Here is a 21,096-nt window from a genome sequence, read left to right as displayed (position 1 = left end):
CATCAGTGATGCCTGACGCCGAGCGCCAACCCCGCAAGCCCGTGATCCTCTCCGTGGACGACGATCCGGCCGTGTCCCGCGCCGTGGCACGCGATCTGCGTCGCCACTACGGCGAGCGATACCGGATCGTGCGCGCCGAGTCCGGCCCCGATGCCCTGGACACGCTGCACGAACTGAAGCTGCGCGGCGACACCGTCGCCGTGTTCGTTGCCGACTACCGGATGCCGCAGATGAGCGGTATCGAGTTCCTCGAGGCCGCGATGGACCTGTATCCGATGGCGCGGCGGGTCCTGCTCACCGCGTACGCCGATACGACGGCCGCCATCGACGCCATCAACGTCGTCGATCTCGACCATTACCTGCTCAAGCCGTGGGATCCGCCCCAGGAGAAGCTCTACCCGGTGATCGACGGCCTGCTGGAGTCCTGGCACGCCGCAGGCGATCACGCCATCCCTTACACCAAGGTGATCGGCCACCAGTGGAATCCGCGGTCCTGGGATGTGCGTCAGTTCCTGGCCCGCAACGGCTATCCCTTCAAGGCGTTCACCGCCGAGGAACCCAAGGGCCGCCAATTGCTCGAGGCGGCCGGGCTGGACGGTAGACAGCTGCCGGTGGTGATCACCGAGGACGGCAAGCCGATGGTCGAACCCACCGACACCGAGCTGGCCACCATGCTCGGCCTGTCCACCAACCCGTCCCTGGAGATGTACGACCTGGCGGTCATCGGCGGCGGGCCGGCCGGGTTGGCCGCCGCGGTCTACGGCGCGTCCGAGGGTCTCAACACCGTCCTGATCGAGCGCGCGATGACGGGTGGTCAGGCCAGCCGCAGTTCCCGGATCGAGAACTATCTCGGCTTCGAGAACGGCATCTCCGGAGTCGATCTGACGACCACGGCCCGCCGGCAGGCCGAGCGCTTCGGCGCCGAGGTGATCACCACCCGCCAGGCCCTGCATCTGCAGGCCGGTGAGATCGGGACGGCGCGCATGATCACCTTCTCCGACGATTCCGCCGACGGCGAGGGCCGGCGCACCATCGGCGCCCGGGCGGTCATCCTCGCCACCGGTGTCGACTACCGGGAGTTGACGGTGACGGGCTGTTCGGCGGCCGAGGAGTCCAATTTGATCGGGCGCGGCGTCTATTACGGCGCCTCGGTGTCCGATGCCGCCGAATGCGCCGGGGAAGAGGTCTACATCGTCGGCGGCGCCAACTCGGCAGGGCAGGCGGCGATGTTCATGTCCAGGACCGCCAAGAGGGTCACCATGCTGGTGCGGGGCCCCTCGCTGGAGGCATCCATGTCCTACTACCTGATCCAGCAGATCGAGGCCAACGACAAGATCGAGGTCCGCACCTGCACCGAGGTGGTCGGCACCACCGCCGCAGACGACCACCTTGTCGGGCTCACACTGGCCGACCGCAAGTCCGGTGAGACCGAGGATGTGCCGGCCAACCGGCTGTGCTGCTTCATCGGCGCCACCCCGCGCACCGACTGGCTCGACGGCGTGGTGGCCCGCGACGACCGCGGTTTCATCCTGGCCGGCCCCGATCTGCGCGATGTGTGCGGCTGGAGCCTGGACCGTCCTCCGCACCACCTGGAAACAAGTGTGCCCGGTGTGTTTGTTGCAGGAGATGTGCGTTCGGAATCCGCCAAGCGGGTTGCGGCGGCCGTCGGCGAAGGGTCGATGGCGGTGATGTTCGTGCACCGGTACCTGGCTGAGGCATAGAGGGGCTTGAGACATATGGGCGAGACGTGTGTGCGCGACGAACTGCGGACGCTGTTCCTGTTCGAGCATCTGACCGACGAGCAGCTCGACACGCTCTGCCAGGCGGGTTCCATCGAGACGTTCCCGGCCGGCCCGATCGTGCAGGAGGGCGAGCAGGCGACGTGCTTCTACGTGCTGATCGATGGTGAACTGATCATGTCGAAGCGCTCCGGCGGCGTCGACATCCAGACCAATCGGACCTCCCAGCGCGGCGTCTACTTCGGCGCCTGGTCGGCGTACATCCCCGGTGAAGAGCAGCTCTACCAGGCCTCGGTGCGGCTGGTGTCCGAGTCGCGGGTGTTCGTGCTGGAGGCGCGGGCGTTCGCGGAGTTCATGCGCGCGCAGTTCCCGATGGCCGTGCACCTCATGGAGGGCCAGCTCGTCGGTGGCCGACGGCAGAGCCAGATCATCGGTCAGCGCGAGAAGCTGCTGGCACTGGGGACCATCACCGCGGGGTTGACCCACCAGCTGAACAACCCGGCGGCGGCCACCGCGCGCGCGGTGTCCGACCTGCGTGAAACCGTCGGTCACATGCGACACAAGCTCGCCATGGTGGCCGAGGCCAAGTTCAGCCCCGAGTCATTGCGCGCCCTGGTCAACATCCAGGATCAGGTCGCCGAACAGGTCGCCAAGAACAAGGATCTGGAGCTCACCGCGCTGGAGGCCTCCGATCGCGAGGACGAGCTCGGCGACTGGCTCGAGGATCACGGTATCGCCGGCGCCTGGGATTACGCTCCCACGTTTGTCGAGGCGGGCCTGGACACCGACTGGCTGGAGCGGGTGTCGGCGCTGGTCGACGATCTGGATTCCACCGCCTCGCTGCAAGGCGCCATCGGCTGGTTGAAGTACACCATCGACAACGAATTGCGGATGAACGAGATCGCCGAGGCCAGCAAGCGCATCTCGGCGCTGCTGGCCGGCGCCAAGCAGTATTCGCAGATGGATCGCGGCTCCTACGGCAGCGCCGATGTGCACGAGCTGATCCGCAGCACCGTGATGATGTTCGGCGACAAGATCGGTGGACCGGGCAAGGATCGTCCGGTCACGATCGTCAAGGATCTGGACAAGACGCTGCCCGAGCTGCAGTGCTATCCCGGTGACCTGAACCAGGTGTGGACCAACATCATCGACAACGCCATCCAGGCGATGGGCGGCCACGGCACCTTGACCATCCGTACCAGCCGCGAGAACGAACAGATGATCCGTGTCGAGATCTGTGATGACGGCCCAGGCATCCCCGAAGATGTCATCGATCGCATCTTCACCCCGTTCTTCACCACCAAACCCTTCGGCGAGGGCACCGGCCTCGGACTGGACCTGGCCTGGCGCATCGTGGTGGAGAAGCACGGGGGCAACATCTCGGTGCAGTCCAAGCCCGGCGACACCCGGTTCGCGGTCTGTCTGCCGTTGGTGGCGCCGGCTCCGGTCATCCCCACCCCGGGTGAGCTCTCGGCGGCAGGGACCGAATAGCTGCTGGTGGCCTTGGCGGAATGCGCAACGCCCCAGCGGAGGTTGTGCGGACCATGACGAAACCAGCTCTCGGCAAGTTCGGCGTGTTCGGTCACTACGAGCAATGGCGGCAGCTCCCCGAACAACAGCTCCGGGATATCGAATCGCTCGGTTACGGCGCGATCTGGGCGGGCGGCTCGCCACCGGCCGAGCTGGACTGGGTCGATCCGATCCTCGGCGCGACCGACACGCTGCAACTGGCCACCGGAATCGTCAACATCTGGTCGGCACCGGCCGCGCCGGTGGCCGAATCCTTCCACCGGATCGAAAAGCGCTACCCCGGCCGCTTCCTGCTCGGTATCGGCGTCGGTCATCCCGAGGCGCACTCCGAGTACAAGAAGCCCTATGACGCGCTCGTCGAGTATCTGGATGCACTCGACGGTCACGGCGTGCCTCGGCACAGTGTCGTGGTGGCCGCACTCGGTCCGCAGGTGCTCAAACTGGCTGCTCGCCGCAGCGCCGGCGCGCATCCCTATCTGACGACTCCCGAACACACCGCCCAGGCGCGCGCCCTGATCGGGCCGGACGCATTGCTGGCACCCGAGCACAAGGTGGTGCTGACCACCGATGCGGCACACGCCCGCGAGGTAGGCCGGAAGGCACTGGAGATCTACCTCAATCTGGCTAACTACTTGAACAACTGGAAACGGCTCGGGTTCACCGACGCGGACGTGGCCAAGCCCGGCAGCGACGTCCTCGTCGACTCCGTCGTCGCCCACGGCACCACCGAGGCCATCGCGGCCCGGCTCAAAGAACACCTGACCGCCGGCGCCGATCATGTTCCGGTTCAGGTGCTGACGGGTACAGACAACCTGTTACCCGCGCTCACCGAGTTGGCCGGATCACTGGGCCTGCGGTGAGATCGACCGGGCCATGACATACCGACGAGGATGGAGATCTCCATGACCGACGCCGTGACCCTCAAACCCGACTTCGGTCGCTACGGCGTGTGGACGTTCGGTGTGCCGAAGCCCGAGCAGGCGGCCGAGATCGAGAAGCTGGGGTACGGCGCGCTGTGGATCGGCGGGTCGCCCAAGGGTGACTTGAACTATGTCGAGCCGCTGCTGGAGGCGACCGAGAATCTGCAGGTCGCGACGGGCATCATCAACGTGTGGCAGGCGGACGCCGACGAGGTGGCCGAGGCCTACCACCGGGTGGAGAAGGCGTATCCCGGTCGCTTTCTGCTGGGTATCGGCATCGGCCATCCCGAGCACACCGAGGAATACCGCAAGCCCTATGACGTGCTTGTCGAGTACCTGGATGCGCTCGACGCCGCGCATGTGCCGACCAGCCGGCGCGTCATCGCCGCGCTAGGGCCCAAGGTGCTCAAGCTGGCGGCCGCCCGCAGCGCGGGTGCCCATCCCTACCTGACCACCCCGCAGCACACCGGCCAGGCCCACAACCTGATCGGTAACACCGTGTTCTTGGCGCCCGAACACAAGGTCGTCCTCAGCACCGATGTCGAGCATGCCCGTGAGATCGGTCGGGGCGCGGTGGATTTCTATCTCGATCTGAGCAACTACCTGAACAACTGGCGCCGTCTGGGCTTCACCGAGGACGATATCGCCAAGCCGGGAAGTGACCGGTTGATCGACGCCGTCGTCGCGCACGGCGCCGCGGCCGATGTCGCCGCGCGCCTGAACCAGCATCTGGATGCCGGCGCCGATCATGTGGCGATTCAAGTGCTGGGCGGTTGGGATGAGCTGCTGCCGACGTTGACCGAGTTGGCCGGCCCGCTGGGCCTCACCTAGAGCGTCTGGGCGGAGCACCTCTAGGGTTGGGCCATGCGGTTGCTGGTCACCGGTGGTGCCGGATTCATCGGGTCCAACTTCGTGCACCTCACCCTCCGGGAACGACCGGAGACCGAGGTGACGGTCTTGGATGCGCTGACCTACGCCGGCAGCCGTGAGTCGCTGGCGCCGGTGGCCGACCGTATCCGGCTGGTCGAAGGGGATATCGCCGACAGCGATCTGGTGTCGGATCTCGTCGCGGTGGCCGATGCGGTGGTGCACTTCGCCGCCGAGACCCATGTCGACAACGGCCTCGCCGACCCGACGCCGTTCGTGCAGTCCAACGTCGTGGGCACCTTCACGCTGTTGGAGGCGGTGCGCCGGCACGGGACCCGGCTGCACCATGTGTCGACCGATGAGGTGTACGGCGACCTGGCGCTCGACGATCCCGCGCGATTCACCGAGTCCACCCCCTACAACCCGTCGAGTCCGTACTCCTCGACGAAGGCGGCCGCCGATCTCCTGGTCCGAGCCTGGGTTCGCTCCTACGGTGTGCCTGCCACAATCTCCAACTGCTCCAACAACTATGGGCCATACCAACACGTCGAGAAGTTCATCCCTCGCCAGATCACCAACATCCTGACCGGCCGCCGCGCGAAGCTGTACGGCACCGGCGCCAATGTGCGCGACTGGATCCACGTCGATGATCACAATGCGGCGGTGTGGCGCATCCTCATCGACGGCACGCCGGGCCGGACCTATCTGATCGGGGCCGACGGTGAACGCGACAACCGCAGCGTGCTGCGGACGCTGCTGACACTGATGGGCCACGATCCCGACGATTTCGACCAGGTGACCGACCGGGTGGGGCATGATCTGCGCTATGCCATCGATGCGTCGGTGCTGCGCGAGGAGTTGGGGTGGGCACCGGTGCACAACGATTTCGAGGCGGGTCTGCGGGCGACGATCGACTGGTATCGGCACAACGAAAAGTGGTGGGGGCCATTGAAAGCGACGATCGAAGCACGGTACGCGGAGCGCGGCCAGTGAGCGCACGGGAACTGGCGGTTCCCGGCGCGTGGGAGATCACTCCCACGGTGCACAGCGACGCCCGGGGGGCCTTCTTCGAGTGGTTCACCGATGCGTCCTTCGAGGCGATGACCGGTCACCCTTTCGAGCTGCACCAGGCCAACTGTTCGATCTCGGCGGCCGGGGTGTTGCGCGGTGTGCACTTTGCCGACGTGCCGCCGAGCCAGGCCAAATACGTCACCTGCCTGCGCGGCGCGGTCTACGACGTGGTGGTCGACATCCGGGTCGGCTCGCCCACCTTCGGGCACTGGGACGGGGTGCTGCTCGACGACCGGCAGCGGCGATCGGTCTACCTGTCCGAGGGCCTCGGTCACGCCTTCCTTGCGCTGGAAGATGATTCGACCGTGATGTATCTGTGCTCGGCCGGCTATGCCCCGGATCGCGAGCGCACCATCTCACCGACATCCGTGGGTATCGACTGGCCCCTGCAGCATCGGCTGATCCTCTCCGAGCGGGATGCGGCCGCTCCGACCCTGGCCGAGGCGCTCGCCGAGGGTGTGCTGCCGACGTGGGCGGACACCCGGGCCTACGTCGAACAGCTGCGCGCCCGGATCGGCTGAGCTCTCACCACCGACTCCTTGCGTGCGGCCCGGCCCATTACTAGGATATCCAAGTATCTCGGATCACATCGAGCACGCACACTTCGGACGGACCTCATGACCACGAAAATTCAGCACTTCATCGACGGCAAGCGCAGCGATCTCGCCTCGACCAGCACCGCAGATGTCCTCAACCCCAGCACCGGCGAAGTACAGGCCCAGGTCCTGTTGGCCGGCAAGGCCGACGTGGACACCGCGGTTGCCTCGGCGGTGACCGCGCAGCAGGAATGGGCCGCCTGGAATCCGCAACGGCGGGCGCGGGTGATGATGAAGTTCGTCTCGCTGGTCAACGACAACGTCGACGAGCTGGCCGAGCTGCTCTCCATCGAGCACGGCAAGACCGTGGCCGACGCCAAGGGCGACATCCAGCGCGGCGTCGAGGTCATCGAATTCGCGATCGGCATCCCGCACCTGCTCAAGGGTGAGTTCACCGAGGGCGCCGGCGGTGGTATCGATGTCTACTCGATCCGTCAGCCGCTCGGTGTGGTCGCCGGGATCACGCCGTTCAACTTCCCGGCCATGATCCCGCTGTGGAAGGCCGGTCCCGCACTGGCCTGCGGTAACGCCTTCATCCTCAAGCCCTCCGAGCGTGATCCGTCGGTGCCGGTGCGGCTGGCCGAATTGTTCATCGAGGCGGGCCTGCCCGCAGGCGTCTTCCAGGTCGTCCATGGCGACAAGGAGGCCGTCGACGCCATCCTCACCCACCCCGACATCCAGGCCGTCGGTTTCGTCGGATCCTCGGATATCGCGCAGTACATCTACTCGACGGCCGCGGCCAACGGCAAGCGCAGCCAGTGCTTCGGCGGCGCCAAGAACCACATGATCGTGATGCCCGACGCCGATCTGGACCAGGCCGTCGACGCGTTGATCGGTGCGGGCTACGGCAGCGCAGGCGAGCGGTGCATGGCGATCAGCGTCGCGGTCCCGGTGGGCGAAGAGACAGCGCAACGGCTTCGAAATCGATTGGTCGAGCGTGTCAATCAGCTGCGCGTCGGGCACAGCCTGGATCCCAAGGCAGATTACGGGCCGCTGGTCACCGGTGCCGCCCTGGAGCGGGTGCGCGACTATATCGGCCAGGGTGTGGAGGCCGGAGCCGAGCTGGTGGTCGACGGCCGCGAGCGCGCCACCGACGAACTGAGCTTCGATGGTCAGGATCTATCCAAGGGATTCTTCATCGGCCCCACCCTGTTCGACCATGTCACCACCGACATGTCGATCTACACCGACGAGATCTTCGGCCCGGTGCTGTGCATCGTGCGCGCGAAGGACTATGAGGACGCGTTGAGGCTCCCTACAGAGCACGAATACGGCAACGGTGTGGCGATCTTCACCCGCGACGGCGACGCCGCCCGCGACTTCGTCTCCCGCGTGCAGGTAGGCATGGTCGGCGTCAACGTGCCGATCCCGGTCCCGGTGGCCTATCACACCTTCGGCGGCTGGAAGCGTTCCGGCTTCGGCGATCTCAACCAGCACGGCCCCGCCTCGATCCAGTTCTACACCAAGGTCAAGACCGTCACCGAGCGCTGGCCGTCGGGCATCAAGGATGGCGCCGAGTTCTCCATTCCCACGATGCAATAGCACCGACATGTCGATATTCGAGCTGACCGACGACGAACGGGTGATCGCCGAGACGGCAGCCGCGTTCGCCGCCAAACGCCTTGCGCCGCACGCCTTGGAATGGGACCACAGCAAGCACTTCCCCACCGATGTGCTGCGCGCGGCCGCCGAACTGGGCATGGCCGCGATCTACTGCGGTGAAGATGTCGGCGGCAGCGGGTTGCGCCGCATCGATGCCGTGCGGATCTTCGAGGAATTGGCCGCGGCCGATCCGGCGCTGGCCTCGTTCATCTCCATCCACAACATGTGTGCGTGGATGGTCGACACCTATGGCAACCTGGAACAGCGCAAGACCTGGGTGCCGCGGCTGGCGAGCATGGAGACCATCGCGAGCTACTGCCTGACCGAGCCCGGGGCCGGCTCGGATGCCTCGGCGTTGCGCACCAAGGCGGTTCGCGACTCCGACGGCTGGGTGCTCGACGGTGTCAAGCAGTTCATCTCCGGCGCAGGAGTTTCCGACGTCTACCTCGTGATGGCCCGCACCGGCGCGGACGGGCCGAAGGGAATCTCGGCATTCCTGGTCGAAAAGGGCACCCCGGGGCTGAGTTTCGGGCCGAACGAAGCCAAGATGGGGTGGAACACCCAGCCGACCGCGCAGGTCATCCTCGAGCAGGTACGGGTGCCTGCCGATGCGCTGCTCGGCGGGCCCGACGGCGAGGGCACCGGGTTCGGTATCGCCATGAACGGGCTCAACGGCGGCCGCATCAACATCGCCGCCTGTTCGCTCGGCGGTGCCCGGACCGCACACCAGAAGGCGGCCGCCTATCTGCGTGACCGGGAGGCCTTCGGTGGCGCACTCATCGACGAGCCCACCATCCGGTTCACCCTGGCCGATATGGCCACCGCTCTGGAGACATCTCGGATCATGTTGTGGCGCGCGGCGTCTGCACTTGACGCGAATGCACCGGACAAGGTCGAACTGTGTGCGATGGCAAAGCGCTACGTCACCGACTCCTGCTTCGACGTGGCCGATTCCGCGCTGCAGTTGCACGGCGGCTACGGCTATCTCAACGAGTACGGCCTGGAGAAGATCGTCCGGGACCTGCGGGTGCACCGAATCCTGGAGGGCACCAACGAAATCATGCGGGTGGTCATCGGCCGGGCGGAAGCCGCGCGGGCCCGGGCCGCCGGATAGAAGGGGAAGACTGTAGATGAGCATCATCGCTTTTCTCGGCCTCGGGAACATGGGCGGTCCGATGGCCGCCAACCTGGTGTCGGGCGGTTTCACCGTGCACGGGTACGACCCGGTCGCCGACCTGCGGGACACCGCGGCAGGCAAGGGCATCACCACTTTCGACACCGGCGCCGCTGCGGTGGCCGAGGCCGATATCGTCATCACCTCGCTGCCCAACGGCGCCATCGTGAAGTCCGTGTATGCCGAGGTGCTGCCGGCGGCCAAGGCCGGCGCGCTGTTCATCGACACCTCCACCATTTCCGTCGATGACGCCCGCGAGATCCACCGCCAGGCACTCGATGCCGGCTTCGCCCAGCTCGACGCCCCGGTGTCCGGCGGCATCAAGGGTGCCGCGGCGGGCACGCTGGCATTCATGGTCGGCGGCACCGATGAGGCATTCGAGAGAGCCACCGCGGCGCTGGATCCCATGGCAGGCAAGATCATCCACTGTGGGGGCTCGGGCGCCGGTCAGGCCGCCAAGGTGTGCAACAACATGGTCCTCGCCGTGCAGCAGATCGCCATCGGCGAGGCGTTCGTCCTGGCCGAGAAGCTGGAACTGGACAAACAGAAGCTGTTCGACGTGATCACCGGCGCGACCGGGAACTGCTGGGCCGTGAGCACCAATTGCCCGGTGCCCGGGCCGGTTCCGACCTCACCGGCCAACAACGATTTCAAACCGGGCTTCGCTACCGCCCTGATGCACAAGGACCTCGGGCTGGCCATGGCCGCGGTCGAATCGACCGGCTCGAAGGCCCCGCTGGGTACGCACGCCGCGCAGATCTACGCGGATTTCAACGCCGAGCACAGCGGGTTGGATTTCAGCGCCGTCATCGAGGCGTTACGCGCGGGATAGTCACAGCCTGCTTGCAGGTTCGAGGGTGACTGTGGACTCCAGGTCGGGAAACCTGATCGTCGAGGGAGTTCGACATGGGCGTGACGAAGCGGTACACGACGAAACTGCTCACCGCAGGCGCTGCCGGGGGGATTCGACCCGCCCCCGCCACCGTGGGCGCCGCCACCGGCACCCTTCGACTACTGGGGACAGACCGTGACTCCGGTCTGGGAGCCGGGATTCAATCAGTGGGGGTTCTGGTTCTTCGGGATTTGGGTGCCGCTGTGATGGCAGGCACCGGCTATACGCAGCGTCCGCGCGGTCAGGCCGCCGGAACGCTGTGTTCGGCCCACCACTGCGAGTGCAGTCGGCGGCATTGGGCCAACCGCAACCCGCCGTCGGTCCCGCTGTAATCGCGGCGCACCGCGGCCGCGGCACACCGGGCCGCGTCCGCGGTGTCGGCGTCGCCGTCGCCGTCGCCGTCGATGAGGACGGTGGCCAGGCCCGCGGCATCGGCGCCACGCAGACCGGTGGCCGACCCGACGATGGCCAGGGCGTCATGCGGCGCCACCCCCAGTTCGGCCAACGCCTGCCGGAACAGGGCATCCCCGCGCGGCGGCCCCCCGATATCGTCGGCGGTCACCACGGCCTCGACCAGACCGGCCCCCACCAGCTGGCTCACCAGCGGCTGCGCCCAGCGCCGCCGACCGTCGGTGATGACCGCGATCGGCACCTGTGCGACGAAGGCATCGGTCACCAGGTCGTTGAGTCCGGGCCGCGGGCTGAGCCCCGCGTCGAGCATCACCCGCTGCAGCAGGGCCTCCTTGGTATCGCACACCTGCTCGACAAGGACTCGCACCAGCACATCGCAGTCGGTGCCGATACATCGTTTGCGCAGTTCGGCGGCCACCCGCAGCCGTTCCTCGGGCAGCGCCAGGAGCTGTCGGTAGCGCTCCACGCTCCACTGCACGGGAAGACCGAGGGCGGCGAACGCGGCGTTGAACACGACGCGGTAGCCATCGAACCGGAGGTCGGCCAGTGCATCGAGATCGAGCACCAGCGCGCGCAACGGGTCGGTGCGGCGGAACAGGTAGGTGGCGGCGGGTCCGGCACTATCCAGCGGCGTCGTCATCGGCTAAGAGTGGCCCAGCTCACATCGGCTCCGCGTCCCCCGGAAGGGGGATTGGGTGGGCCAAGTTGGGTCTACCGGCCCGCCGGCGGCCCTAAGGTTGTCCGCATGGCGCCGTCCAGCCCGATGCGCCTTGTGCTGGTCGACGACCACGAGATGGTCATCGAGGGGCTCAAGGCCATGCTCGTGAGCTTCGAGGATCGTGTGCAGGTCGTCGGGCAGGCCGTCGGCGCCGAGCGGGCCCTCACGGTGGTCGCCGAACTGGACCCGGACATCGTGCTGTGCGATGTCCGGATGCAGGGGTCCAGCGGCTTGGATCTGTGCCTGGCGCTGCGGGAGCGCGATCCCGACCGCAAGATCGTCATGCTGTCGGTCTACGAGGACGAGCAGTACCTTTTCCAGGCGCTGCGGGTAGGCGCATCCGGCTACCTGCTCAAGAGCATCAGCAGCGACGAATTGGTCCGCCAGCTCGAACTGGCACACCGTGGCGAGACGGCCATCGACCCCGGCATGGCGGCACGCGCGGCCGACACCGCGGCCCGGCTGCAGCGCGACGAGTTCTGGCCGGGCGCCCGGCAGGGGCTCACCCAGCGCGAGAGCGAGATCTTGTCGTATGTGGTCAGCGGGCTGTCCAACCGCGGTATCGCCGCCAAGCTGGTGATCGGTGAGGAAACGGTCAAGACCCACCTGAGTTCGATCTATCGCAAGTTCGGCGTCAGCGATCGCACCGGCGCGGTGGCCACCGCGCTACGGGAGGGCATCTATCGATGACCAGCCCCATCCTGACCGCCGACCGCGAGCTGGCCCTGCTGCGCGAACTGATCCAGGCGACCTCCAGCGGTCCCGGTGTGGAGCCGTTGGCGGCCGCCGCCGCCCGGATGATCACCGATGCCACCGCCACCGACGTCTGCTTCGTGCACGTGCTCGACGACACCGAACGGTCGCTGACGCTGACCGGCGCCACCCCTCCGTTCGACAGTGAGGTCGGCAAGATCCGCCTGCCCCTCGGCCACGGCATCTCCGGTTGGGTGGCCAGCAACCGGCAGGCGGTGGTGATCGGTCACGACAAGGAATCCGATCCGCGGTATCTGCCCTTCGAGTCGCTGCGCGGTTCGGACTTCACCTCGATGGTCTCGGTGCCCATGCAGACCGATCCCGGCGGTCTGGTCGGCGTGCTCAATGTGCACACCGTGCAGCGCCGTGAGTTCACCGACCGCGATGTCGAGCTGCTGCTGGTCATCGGGCGGCTCATCGCCGGCGCGCTGCACCAGGCCCGCCTGCACCGCCAGCTGGTGGCCCGCGAACGCGCCCACGAGAATTTCGTCGAGCAGGTCATCGAGGCTCAGGAACTGGAACGGCGGCGGTTGGCCGGCGATATCCACGACGGCATCTCCCAGCGCCTGGTGACGTTGTCCTACTGGCTCGACGCCGCGGGGCGCGCGGTGGCCGACAATCCGGTGACCGCGGCCGGCCAACTGGCCAAGGCCCGCGAACTGGCCGACCTGACGCTGCAGGAGGCACGCGCCGCGATCAGCGGGCTGCGCCCGCCGGTGCTCGATGATCTCGGTCTGGCCGGCGGACTGGCCAGCCTGGCGCGCTCGATCCCCCAGCTCGAACTGGCTGTCGAGCTCGCCGACCGACGGTTGCCCGACCATATCGAGCTGGCGTTGTACCGGATCGCCCAGGAGTGCCTGCAGAACGTCGTCAAACACGCCCGCGCCACCAGCGCCAAACTCACATTCTCGGTGACCGGCGAGCAGGCCCGCCTCGAGATCACCGATGACGGAATCGGATTCGACACGTTCGAGCATCCCCTCGGCGGCGACGAGATGGGCGGTTACGGGTTGTTGTCGATGGCCGAGCGCGCCGAGATCGTCGGCGGTCGCCTGCATATCCGTTCGCGGCCGGGCGCCGGCACCACGGTCACCGCGAGCATCCCGATCCCCGCCGGCGACACGACGGGTTGTGGCGGGAAAACCCCGGCCGGACAGCAGAACCCGTAGTCTCGCGGTCCGCTAGAAGTCCCCGCTGTGGCGTCGTAGGGCCTCGATCGCCGCGGCGAGCGAGCGCGAATCCTCGTCGGGGATACCGATATCGGCGAACACCTCGGAATTGAGCGTCTCGGTGGCGTCCTCGACCGTCGAACGCCCCAGATCGGTCAGTCGCACCAACGTGGTGCGGCCATCGGTCGGGTGCGGCAACCGCTCCACCAGCCCGTCGGCCTCGAGCCGCCGGATGGCATGGGTGACGCTGGTGACGTGCACTTGGAGCCGGTCGGAGGCCTTGGTGATCGGCAGTTCGCCGTTCCTGCTGAACGCCAGCAGGCGCAGCAGCTCGAAGCGGGAGAAGCTCAGATCGTAGGGCCGCAGGGCGTTCTCCACACGCGCCAACAGGATCTGGTGGGCCCGCATCACCGAGGTGACCGCCACCATGCCGTCGGCGACATCCGACCAGCCGGCGCGCTCCCAGTTGTCGCGCGCCATAGCTATCGGGTCGCGCTTACCGGGGTGTGAGGGCATTCCTTTTCTTACCGTCTGAGGAGACAAAACCGAACGGAACGGATCCGGGCCGGAACGAGCGCTACAGCGTGAGGATGCGTGGTCCGTCGGCGGTCACGGCGACGGTGTGCTCCCAGTGCGCCGCCCGCGAGCCGTCGGTGGTGACGACGGTCCAGTCGTCGTCGAGCACCTTGGTGTTGGTGGTGCCCAGGGTGAGCATCGGCTCGATCGCCAGCACCGAACCGATCTCCAGGTAGGGGCCCCGCCCCGGCGAACCCTCGTTGGGCAGGAACGGGTCCATGTGCATCTCGCGGCCGATCGCATGTCCGCCGTAGCCGGCCACGATGCCGTAGCGACGGTCATCGCGGGCCTCGGCGGCGTGGGTGCCCTTCTCGATGGCATGGGAGACATCGGTGAGGCGGTTGCCCGGAAGCATCGCCGCGATGCCGGCCTCCATCGAGAACCGGGTGGCCGCGGAAAGCTTCTCGTCGGCCTCGATCAGGGTGCCCACCCCGAAGGTGACGGCCGAATCTCCGTGCCAGTCGTCGAGGATTGCCCCGCAGTCGATGGAGACCAGGTCGCCGTCGACCAAGATCTCGGCGTCCGACGGTATGCCGTGCACGACGCGGTCGTTGACCGACGCGCAGACGGTGGCCGGGAAACCGTGATACCCCAGAAAGGACGGCACACCGCCGCCGTCGCGGATCACCGATTCGGCGACCCGGTCGAGCTCACCGGTGGACACTCCTGGCGCGGCGGCCTGCTGCACGGCACGCAGCGCCGCGGCGACCAGCGCGCCGGCCGCGGCCATTGCGTCCAGTTCAGCTGGGCTGCGCTGCGGGACGACCTTGCGACGCAGGCCGGGCACGTGGATCACCGGCGGCCGGTTACTTGCCGAGGGCGGCCAGCGCCCGAGCGAACACCTCGTCGAGGCTGCCGACGGCGTCGACGGTCTTCAGCTCACCGGCGTAGTAGTCCAGCAGCGGTGCGGTCTCGTCGCGGTAGACCTTGAAGCGGTTGCGGATGACTTCCTCGGTGTCGTCGGCGCGACCACGGCCCTTGAGACGCTCCACCAACTCGTCCTCCGGCACCCGGAACTCGACCACGGCGTCCAGTTTCAGACCGCGCTTGGCCAGCATCTCCTTGAGTGCCTCGGCCTGCTCGACCGAACGGGGGAACCCGTCGAGGATGAACCCGCCGGCCGCGTCGTCATGGTCGATACGGTCGTCGACCAGCGCGTTGGTCAACGAGGCCGGGACAAGGTCTCCGGCATCGAGGTACTTCTTGGCCTCGACGCCGAGGGGAGTGCCATTGCTGATGTTGTGGCGGAACAGGTCGCCGGTCGAGATCTGCGGGATGCCGAGCTGAGCCGCGAGCTTCTCCGCCTGGGTTCCTTTTCCGGCGCCGGGGGGACCGAGCAAAACAATTCTCACTTGAGGAATCCTTCGTAGTTGCGCTGCATCAGCTGGCTCTCGATCTGCTTCACGGTGTCCAGGCCCACGCCGATCATGATCAGCACCGCGACACCACCGAACGGCAGGTTCTGCAGGGTGGCACCACCGCTACCGGCCTGCAGGAACACGTTCGGGAGAACGGCGATGGCGCCCAGGTAGATCGACCCCGGCAGGGTGATCCGGCTCAGCACGTAGCGCAGGTAATCGGCGGTCGGCTTTCCTGGGCGGATGCCCGGGATGAAGCCACCGAACTTCTTCATCTCGTCGGCACGTTCCTCGGGATTGAACGTGATCGAGACGTAGAAGTAGGTGAAGAAGACGATCAGCCCGAAGTAGATGGCGATATGGGTGATGCTGGTCGGGTTCGACAGGTGATTGGCGACGAACGAACTCCACCAGCCGGTGCCCGGATTGCTGCGACCGCTGTCGATCAGCTGTGTGATCAGCTGCGGTATGTATATCAGCGAGGACGCGAAGATGACGGGGATGACGCCGGCCTGGTTGACCTTCAGCGGCAGGTAGGTCGACGTTCCGCCGTACATGCGCCTGCCGACCATGCGCTTGGCGTACTGGACCGGGATGCGGCGCTGGCCCTGCTCGACGAACACGACACCGACCAGGATGGCCAGCGCACCCATGCAGACGAAGGTGAAGACCAGGCCACCGCGGGCGTCCAGGATCATCTTGCCCTCGGACGGGATGCGGGCGGCGATACCGGCGAAGATCAGCAGCGACATGCCGTTGCCGATGCCGCGCTCGGTGACCAGCTCGCCCATCCACATGACCAGCGAAGCGCCGGCGGTCATGACCAGGACGATGACGACCAGGCCCCAGATCGAGGAGTCGTCGATGATCTCCAGCGAGCAGCCCTGCAGCAGGGCGCCGTTGGCGGCCATCGCGACGATGCTGGTGGCCTGCAGAATTGCCAGCGCAACCGACAGATAGCGGGTGTACTGGGTCATCTTTGCCTGACCGGATTGACCCTCTTTGCGCAGCTGTTCGAAACGCGGGATGACCACCGTCAGGAGCTGGACGATGATGCTCGCGGTGATGTAGGGCATGACGCCCACCGCGAAGATCGACAGCTGGAGCAGCGCGCCACCGGAGAACAGGTTGATCAGCGAGTAGATCTGCGCCGAGTCACCACCGGAGACCTGCTCGATGCACTGCTGGACGTTCGGGTAGTTCACGCCGGGCGACGGGACCGCCGCGCCGACGCGGTACAGCACGACCAAACCGAGAGTGAAGAGAATCTTCTTTCGGAGGTCGGCAGTCCGCAGCGACGAGATGAAAGCCGAAAGCACTCTTCCTCCTGCGCAGGCCGGCTTCGTTACGCGGCGTGCCGATGGGGCTGGGTCGTTACCAGCGTCTGGTTAAAGTCTCGTGCCGCCTAGCTGCGGTTTTACAACCTACGCAGGCGTGCGTCAAACAGTCTACGAGAGTAACAGCTGTGCGCCGTCTGCCCGGTACCGATCAACGCCGGCATCGACGGTTCGCCGGGAATCGACCGGCAGAGACTGCGGTCGCGAAATCCAGCCCCGCCCGGCGTTCCCGGGTGCGCGATCAGCGGTCGCGACGGCTCATGACAGACGGCGCGCAGCGCCCTAGGGCAGCGGAGCCTCGGCCACGGCTGGATCGGGCAGAAACTGAACCGGTCCCGGCGGGATGTTCGTCCCCGCCGGCGGGGCGGTACCGGGCAGTGGCTGGCCGAGGTCGGCGATGTTCATCCGGCCCAGCGCCCCGTGCACCATCGCGTGGGTGGCGCGCAATTCGTTCACGCGGTCGAACGGACCCGGTTGCATCGGATCGAGAGGGTACGGCGAGGTAGGCACCGCGTCCGGGCCGGGATCCTGGACCTGGAAGTTCAATGGGTTCAGGAACTGGCTTATGGCGAGCACCGAGGCGTCGGGCGCCAGGGCCGGGGCGGATCCAGGTACCGAGGGCACCGCGTACTGACCGAGCATCAGCTCCTGCGTGTTCTGGGTGAGTGCGGCCACCGGCCCCTGCAGCGCCGGGCCGAGTGCGGATGCCGGCCCCGGGGGCGCCGGCACAGGATCGGCCGGTGCCGGTGGCACCGGCGGGGCGGGCGGATCGCCCGCGCCCGGGTCGGCGGAAGCGGTGGCCGAGGTGCACAGGGTGACCGCGACGGCCACGGCAGCCGCGGCCAGCGGGACGATGGCGCGCATCAGAAGACCTTCGCGACGCCGTAGTAGGCGACGATATCGTCGGCATCGGTACCTGAGCTGGTCAATACCGCATAGGAACGTAACGACGACGCACCCACGCAGTTGTCCACCTTGATGTGCACGTCCTTCACGGTCACGCGGACTTCGTTGCCCTTGTAGGACTTCTTGTCCACCTGCACGTTGGTGACGGTGCCCGGTCGGGGTTCGACCTCGATCTGACCCGAGATGGGAAAGCTCAGCGCTCCGAAGTCGGAGAATCGGCCGCCGTTGTCGACTGCGATGTTGCCGCCGCTGACGCCGATCGAGCCGTTGAGCTTGACCTTGTCCATCTCGATACCGCAGCCGATCTGGTAACCGACCTCCAAGGTGCCTCCCTTGACCGATCCCATGCCGCTGCCCGTGAAGGTGCCACCGACCAGCCACTCACGAGACGACAGCGATGTGGTCAGCGGTGCCACCGGCAGCTGGGTTTCCTCCTTGGCCAACACTGTCAGTGTCCGACCGTCCGGGGTGTGTGCGATCCCGGGAACCTCGGAGGCGACGGCACCGGTATCGGGTGCCGGCCCGGGTACCGCCGGCGCGGACAGCGGATCGGCGCCCGGCGCCGCGGGATCGACGGCCGGGTCGGCCGTCGCAACGGGGGTGATCGCCAGGGGTAACGCGAGCGTCACGGCGATCGCGGCGAAACGGTGCAGGTTCATCAGACAGCCTCCATGTCGAAAGTTCGAGTAGTTGCCGTCAGACGGCTTTGGTCACGCCGAGATAGGTGATGACGTCATCGGTGTTGTCGGTCGAGCTGGTGAGCGTGGCGTAGGACCTGATGAAGGACTGCCCGGCACACCCGTCGATCTTGATCCGGAAACCGGTGATGGAGACGCGAGGGTTTTCGCCCTTGAAGGACTTCTTGCCCACCGGCACGATGTTGACCGTCCCCGGTTTGAGGTCGATCTTCATCTGTTGGCTCAGGTTGGCCGTGACACCGATCGGAAAGAGGAACTCGGGTCGCAGGCCCGACTTGAAACCGAACGGCGGGGTGATGAACGGCGAAATGCCGCCACCGGTGATGGACTCGATATCGTCCTGGGCGATGCCGCAACCGATCTGGTAACCGGCCTCCAGGGTGCCGCCCGCCAACGCAGTGTCACCCGAGCCGGTGATCGCTCCGGTGAAGGTTCCGTTCACCAGGTACTCGCGTGAGGTGGGGGCTCCGGTCAGCGGGGCCACCGGCGCCAGCGACTCGTCCTTGCCGACGACATTGAGTACCCACCCGTCCGGTGTGGTGAGAACCCCGGGCGGAGCCGAGGGCATGGCGCCTGCCGGCGGGGGCGGCGGGGCGTCCGTGGCGTCCGAACTCGCCGCAACGGGAGAGATCGCGGCGTCGGTCGACGGGTCTGCGAGAGCCGGCCCAGCCCCGGTGACAGCGGCGACCATGCAGGCGGCCACCACCGCGGGAATACGCTGCCATTTCTTCGGTGTATTTGTCGCCAAGTAATGCATGCAATTCCCTCACTTTTGTCTGAAAAAGACCGGCAATCTGATCCGAGATCTTTTCTTCATCGCGTGTCGGATCGGTAGATTGACGGTGAACAGTACAAGTCGTGATCGCACCGCAGAAATGGCCATCAGCTGTTCGTTTTCTGTCGAAAATCTGTGTACAAAAGGCATTTTCACAGCTTCGATACGGAACACGAGTTCACGAGATGACCCCGCTCACAGCTGCTTGACACGCGATACTCCGACAGGATAAAAATCGCGCCGCACAGAAATGGGAATGAATATCCAAGCGTTTGCCCGATCGGCGCGCACTGCTTATATTGTCACTGCATTCGGCGCATTAACGTCGGTGCATTCACATCAGCGCATCACATCGGCGCATCACATCGGCGCCTCACATCAATGTCGGGAGAATTTCCGTGCTGAGCAGACCTGCCGCGTGGGCTTTTATCGCCCTTTCCATGACACTCACGCCGGCGACACCCGTCCCGGCGATGGTGAGTGTCGCGGCCGCCGAACCCGCCCCCACGGCCCCCTCGGCACCGATTGATGCGCCGGCACCCGATGCCGACCAGGCAAGCCCGACATCGGCGGACCCTACGGCCGATCCCACATCCAAGGCCTGCCGACAATTCACCTCGGCGCTGAACTACGCCACCACCAATTACGAGGACTTCGCCTACGCCACCGCAGGCACCGGCGACCATGTCGACTACAGCAAGCCCGATGTCGTCGACTCGAATACGACCGGGCGCACTGCACTGCGCGAGGCCGCCGCCACCGCCTTGACGGCCGGTCGCACACCCGGGCTCCCACCAGAAATCGGCGACCCGATGCAGGCCTGGTCGCTGCATGCCACGAAACTCCTCCTGGACATGGGTTTGCACCGCGGCGGCGACGCGCTCAACACTGCCGCCTCGCAGATGAACACCGACGCGCAGAACGCTCAGCTGGCCTGCGCAAGAACGGTCGCGCAACCGTGACCTCGCCGCCCGCGGGAGATCAGCGCGCTGGGCACGGTATGTGGATCGGCGTACAGTCGGTGGAGATATTTACGTCATCTAATCAATTGGCTTGACAAAGCCATTCGAGGAGGATCCATGGCACGCACCGACGGTGACACCTGGGACCTGGCCTCCAGCGTGGGCGCCACCGCGACGATGGTGGCCGCCGCCCGCGCCATGGCCTCGTCGGGACCCGCACCCGTGATCGACGACCCGTACGCCGCTCCCCTGGTACGCGCCGTCGGCGTCGACTTCTTCACCAAACTCGTCGACGGTGAGATCACCGAGTCCGAGCTTGGCGACGACCCACAGATGAACATCGCCCGCTTCGCCAACGGCATGGCGGCGCGCACCCGGTTCTTCGACGACTTCTACGCCGACGCGGTCGGTGCCGGCGCGCGGCAGGCGGTGATCCTGGCCGCCGGTCTGGATGCGCGCGCGTATCGGCTGGACTGGCCGGCAGGCACCGTGGTCTTCGAGGTCGACCAACCCGAGGTCATCGAATTCAAGACCCGCACCCTGGCCGACCTGGGGGCCACGCCCACCGCAGACCGCCGCACGGTGGCCGTCGACCTGCGCGACGACTGGGTCGCCGCGTTGCGCTCGGCGGGCTTCGATCCGTCGGCTCCGACGGCATGGATCGCCGAGGGCCTGTTCGGTTACCTGCCGCCCGAGGCGCAGGACCGGCTCCTGGAAGTCATCACCGAACACAGCGCACCGGGCAGTCGACTCGCCGCCGAGGCCGTACCGGGAATCTCCGAGGAACAGCAGGAGCAGGCGCGCGAGCGCATGCGGGCCGTCCGCGACCAGTGGTCCGATCACGGCTTCGACCTGGACTTCAGCGAACTGGTCTATCTCGGTGACCGCACCGATGCCGACGCCCATCTGGTCGAGCTCGGCTGGCAGACCTCCGCCATGACCACCAATGCCCTTCTGGAGCGCTACGGTCTGCCCGTTCTCGACGAGCAGGCGCAGTTCGGGCACCCGTCCTACATCACCGCGATCAAGCAGTAGGTCGGCG

Annotated in this window: 21 protein-coding genes; 13 read left to right on the top strand and 8 right to left on the bottom strand. The window is 66.6% G+C overall.

Translation table 11 applies throughout. The features are described from left to right. The first annotated feature begins 8 nt into the window (after window positions 1–8). From FBY28_RS18690 to mmsB, 9 genes are all read left to right on the top strand, one after another. Window positions 9–1,721, top strand: coding sequence for an NAD(P)/FAD-dependent oxidoreductase (locus FBY28_RS18690; protein ID WP_174241677.1), 1,713 nt, complete (start codon window positions 9–11; stop codon window positions 1,719–1,721). Between the two features lie 15 nt (window positions 1,722–1,736). Beyond that, on the top strand, window positions 1,737–3,230 hold the full coding sequence (locus tag FBY28_RS18685) for a sensor histidine kinase (protein ID WP_141868855.1): 1,494 nt from the start codon (window positions 1,737–1,739) through the stop codon (window positions 3,228–3,230). Between the two features lie 53 nt (window positions 3,231–3,283). Next, on the top strand, window positions 3,284–4,129 hold the full coding sequence (locus tag FBY28_RS18680) for an LLM class F420-dependent oxidoreductase (RefSeq protein WP_141868854.1): 846 nt from the start codon (window positions 3,284–3,286) through the stop codon (window positions 4,127–4,129). 42 nt (window positions 4,130–4,171) lie between these two features. Continuing rightward, window positions 4,172–5,020 carry an LLM class F420-dependent oxidoreductase gene (locus FBY28_RS18675; protein ID WP_141868853.1) on the top strand — a complete coding sequence of 283 codons (849 nt, stop codon included), beginning with the start codon at window positions 4,172–4,174 and terminating at the stop codon, window positions 5,018–5,020. 33 nt (window positions 5,021–5,053) lie between these two features. Continuing rightward, the gene (rfbB, locus tag FBY28_RS18670; protein WP_141868852.1) at window positions 5,054–6,049 is read left to right on the top strand and encodes a dTDP-glucose 4,6-dehydratase; all 996 of its coding nucleotides are present in this window, start codon (window positions 5,054–5,056) and stop codon (window positions 6,047–6,049) included. Beyond that, window positions 6,046–6,648: a dTDP-4-dehydrorhamnose 3,5-epimerase gene (rfbC, locus tag FBY28_RS18665; RefSeq protein WP_141868851.1), complete on the top strand. Its 603-nt coding sequence runs from the start codon at window positions 6,046–6,048 to the stop codon at window positions 6,646–6,648. The genes rfbB and rfbC overlap by 4 nt, the downstream gene beginning before the upstream one ends. A 96-nt stretch (window positions 6,649–6,744) precedes the next feature. Continuing rightward, complete coding sequence (locus tag FBY28_RS18660) at window positions 6,745–8,265, top strand: CoA-acylating methylmalonate-semialdehyde dehydrogenase (protein WP_141868850.1); 1,521 nt, start codon at window positions 6,745–6,747, stop codon at window positions 8,263–8,265. A 13-nt stretch (window positions 8,266–8,278) separates the two neighbouring features. Beyond that, window positions 8,279–9,439, top strand: coding sequence for an acyl-CoA dehydrogenase family protein (locus tag FBY28_RS18655; protein WP_174241858.1), 1,161 nt, complete (start codon window positions 8,279–8,281; stop codon window positions 9,437–9,439). 16 nt (window positions 9,440–9,455) lie between these two features. Beyond that, a complete protein-coding gene (mmsB, locus tag FBY28_RS18650; RefSeq protein ID WP_141868848.1) occupies window positions 9,456–10,331 on the top strand; it encodes a 3-hydroxyisobutyrate dehydrogenase in 876 nt (291 codons plus the stop codon). 301 nt (window positions 10,332–10,632) lie between these two features. Here mmsB and FBY28_RS18645 read toward each other — a convergent pair whose 3' ends face one another. Continuing rightward, window positions 10,633–11,442, bottom strand: a complete 810-nt coding sequence (locus tag FBY28_RS18645) for an HAD family hydrolase (protein ID WP_141868847.1) — start codon at window positions 11,440–11,442, stop codon at window positions 10,633–10,635. Between the two features lie 105 nt (window positions 11,443–11,547). On the opposite strand from FBY28_RS18645, the gene FBY28_RS18640 reads away from it, so the two are divergent. Both FBY28_RS18640 and FBY28_RS18635 read left to right on the top strand, forming a co-directional pair. Then, a complete protein-coding gene (locus tag FBY28_RS18640) occupies window positions 11,548–12,210 on the top strand; it encodes a response regulator (protein WP_141868846.1) in 663 nt (220 codons plus the stop codon). Further along, entirely contained in the window at window positions 12,207–13,442 is a 1,236-nt protein-coding gene (locus FBY28_RS18635) for a GAF domain-containing sensor histidine kinase (RefSeq protein WP_141868845.1), read from the top strand. The genes FBY28_RS18640 and FBY28_RS18635 overlap by 4 nt, the downstream gene beginning before the upstream one ends. Before the next feature lie 12 nt (window positions 13,443–13,454). On the opposite strand, the gene FBY28_RS18630 is transcribed toward FBY28_RS18635, so the two are convergent. The 7 genes from FBY28_RS18630 to FBY28_RS18600 form a co-directional block, all read right to left on the bottom strand. Beyond that, entirely contained in the window at window positions 13,455–13,958 is a 504-nt protein-coding gene (locus tag FBY28_RS18630) for a MarR family winged helix-turn-helix transcriptional regulator (protein ID WP_141868844.1), read from the bottom strand. A gap of 61 nt (window positions 13,959–14,019) precedes the next feature. Beyond that, window positions 14,020–14,814, bottom strand: coding sequence for a type I methionyl aminopeptidase (gene map / locus FBY28_RS18625; protein ID WP_141868843.1), 795 nt, complete (start codon window positions 14,812–14,814; stop codon window positions 14,020–14,022). A 10-nt stretch (window positions 14,815–14,824) separates the two neighbouring features. After that, window positions 14,825–15,370 carry an adenylate kinase gene (locus FBY28_RS18620; protein WP_030134492.1) on the bottom strand — a complete coding sequence of 182 codons (546 nt, stop codon included), beginning with the start codon at window positions 15,368–15,370 and terminating at the stop codon, window positions 14,825–14,827. Next, window positions 15,367–16,695 (bottom strand): preprotein translocase subunit SecY, encoded by a 1,329-nt coding sequence (secY, locus tag FBY28_RS18615; RefSeq protein WP_141868842.1) that lies wholly within the window; start codon window positions 16,693–16,695, stop codon window positions 15,367–15,369. The genes FBY28_RS18620 and secY overlap by 4 nt, the downstream gene beginning before the upstream one ends. Before the next feature lie 300 nt (window positions 16,696–16,995). Then, complete coding sequence (locus FBY28_RS18610; RefSeq protein WP_141868841.1) at window positions 16,996–17,577, bottom strand: hypothetical protein; 582 nt, start codon at window positions 17,575–17,577, stop codon at window positions 16,996–16,998. After that, window positions 17,577–18,278: an MspA family porin gene (locus tag FBY28_RS18605; protein WP_141868840.1), complete on the bottom strand. Its 702-nt coding sequence runs from the start codon at window positions 18,276–18,278 to the stop codon at window positions 17,577–17,579. Before FBY28_RS18605 ends, FBY28_RS18610 begins: the two co-directional genes overlap by 1 nt. Window positions 18,279–18,315: 37 nt before the next feature. Continuing rightward, window positions 18,316–19,065, bottom strand: coding sequence for an MspA family porin (locus FBY28_RS18600; RefSeq protein WP_216847808.1), 750 nt, complete (start codon window positions 19,063–19,065; stop codon window positions 18,316–18,318). A gap of 467 nt (window positions 19,066–19,532) precedes the next feature. Between FBY28_RS18600 and FBY28_RS18595 the strand changes: the two genes are divergently transcribed. Further along, window positions 19,533–20,054, top strand: a complete 522-nt coding sequence (locus tag FBY28_RS18595; protein ID WP_141868839.1) for an Rv2240c family protein — start codon at window positions 19,533–19,535, stop codon at window positions 20,052–20,054. 117 nt (window positions 20,055–20,171) lie between these two features. Beyond that, entirely contained in the window at window positions 20,172–21,089 is a 918-nt protein-coding gene (locus FBY28_RS18590) for a class I SAM-dependent methyltransferase (RefSeq protein WP_141868838.1), read from the top strand. Window positions 21,090–21,096: the final 7 nt, after the last annotated feature.

This window comes from Arthrobacter sp. SLBN-53, assembly GCF_006715585.1.
Taxonomy (GTDB): Bacteria; Actinomycetota; Actinomycetes; order Mycobacteriales; family Mycobacteriaceae; genus Mycobacterium; species Mycobacterium neoaurum_A.
The sequence above is the reverse complement of the archived record's forward strand: the minus strand, read 5'-3'. Positions and strand labels throughout refer to the sequence as shown.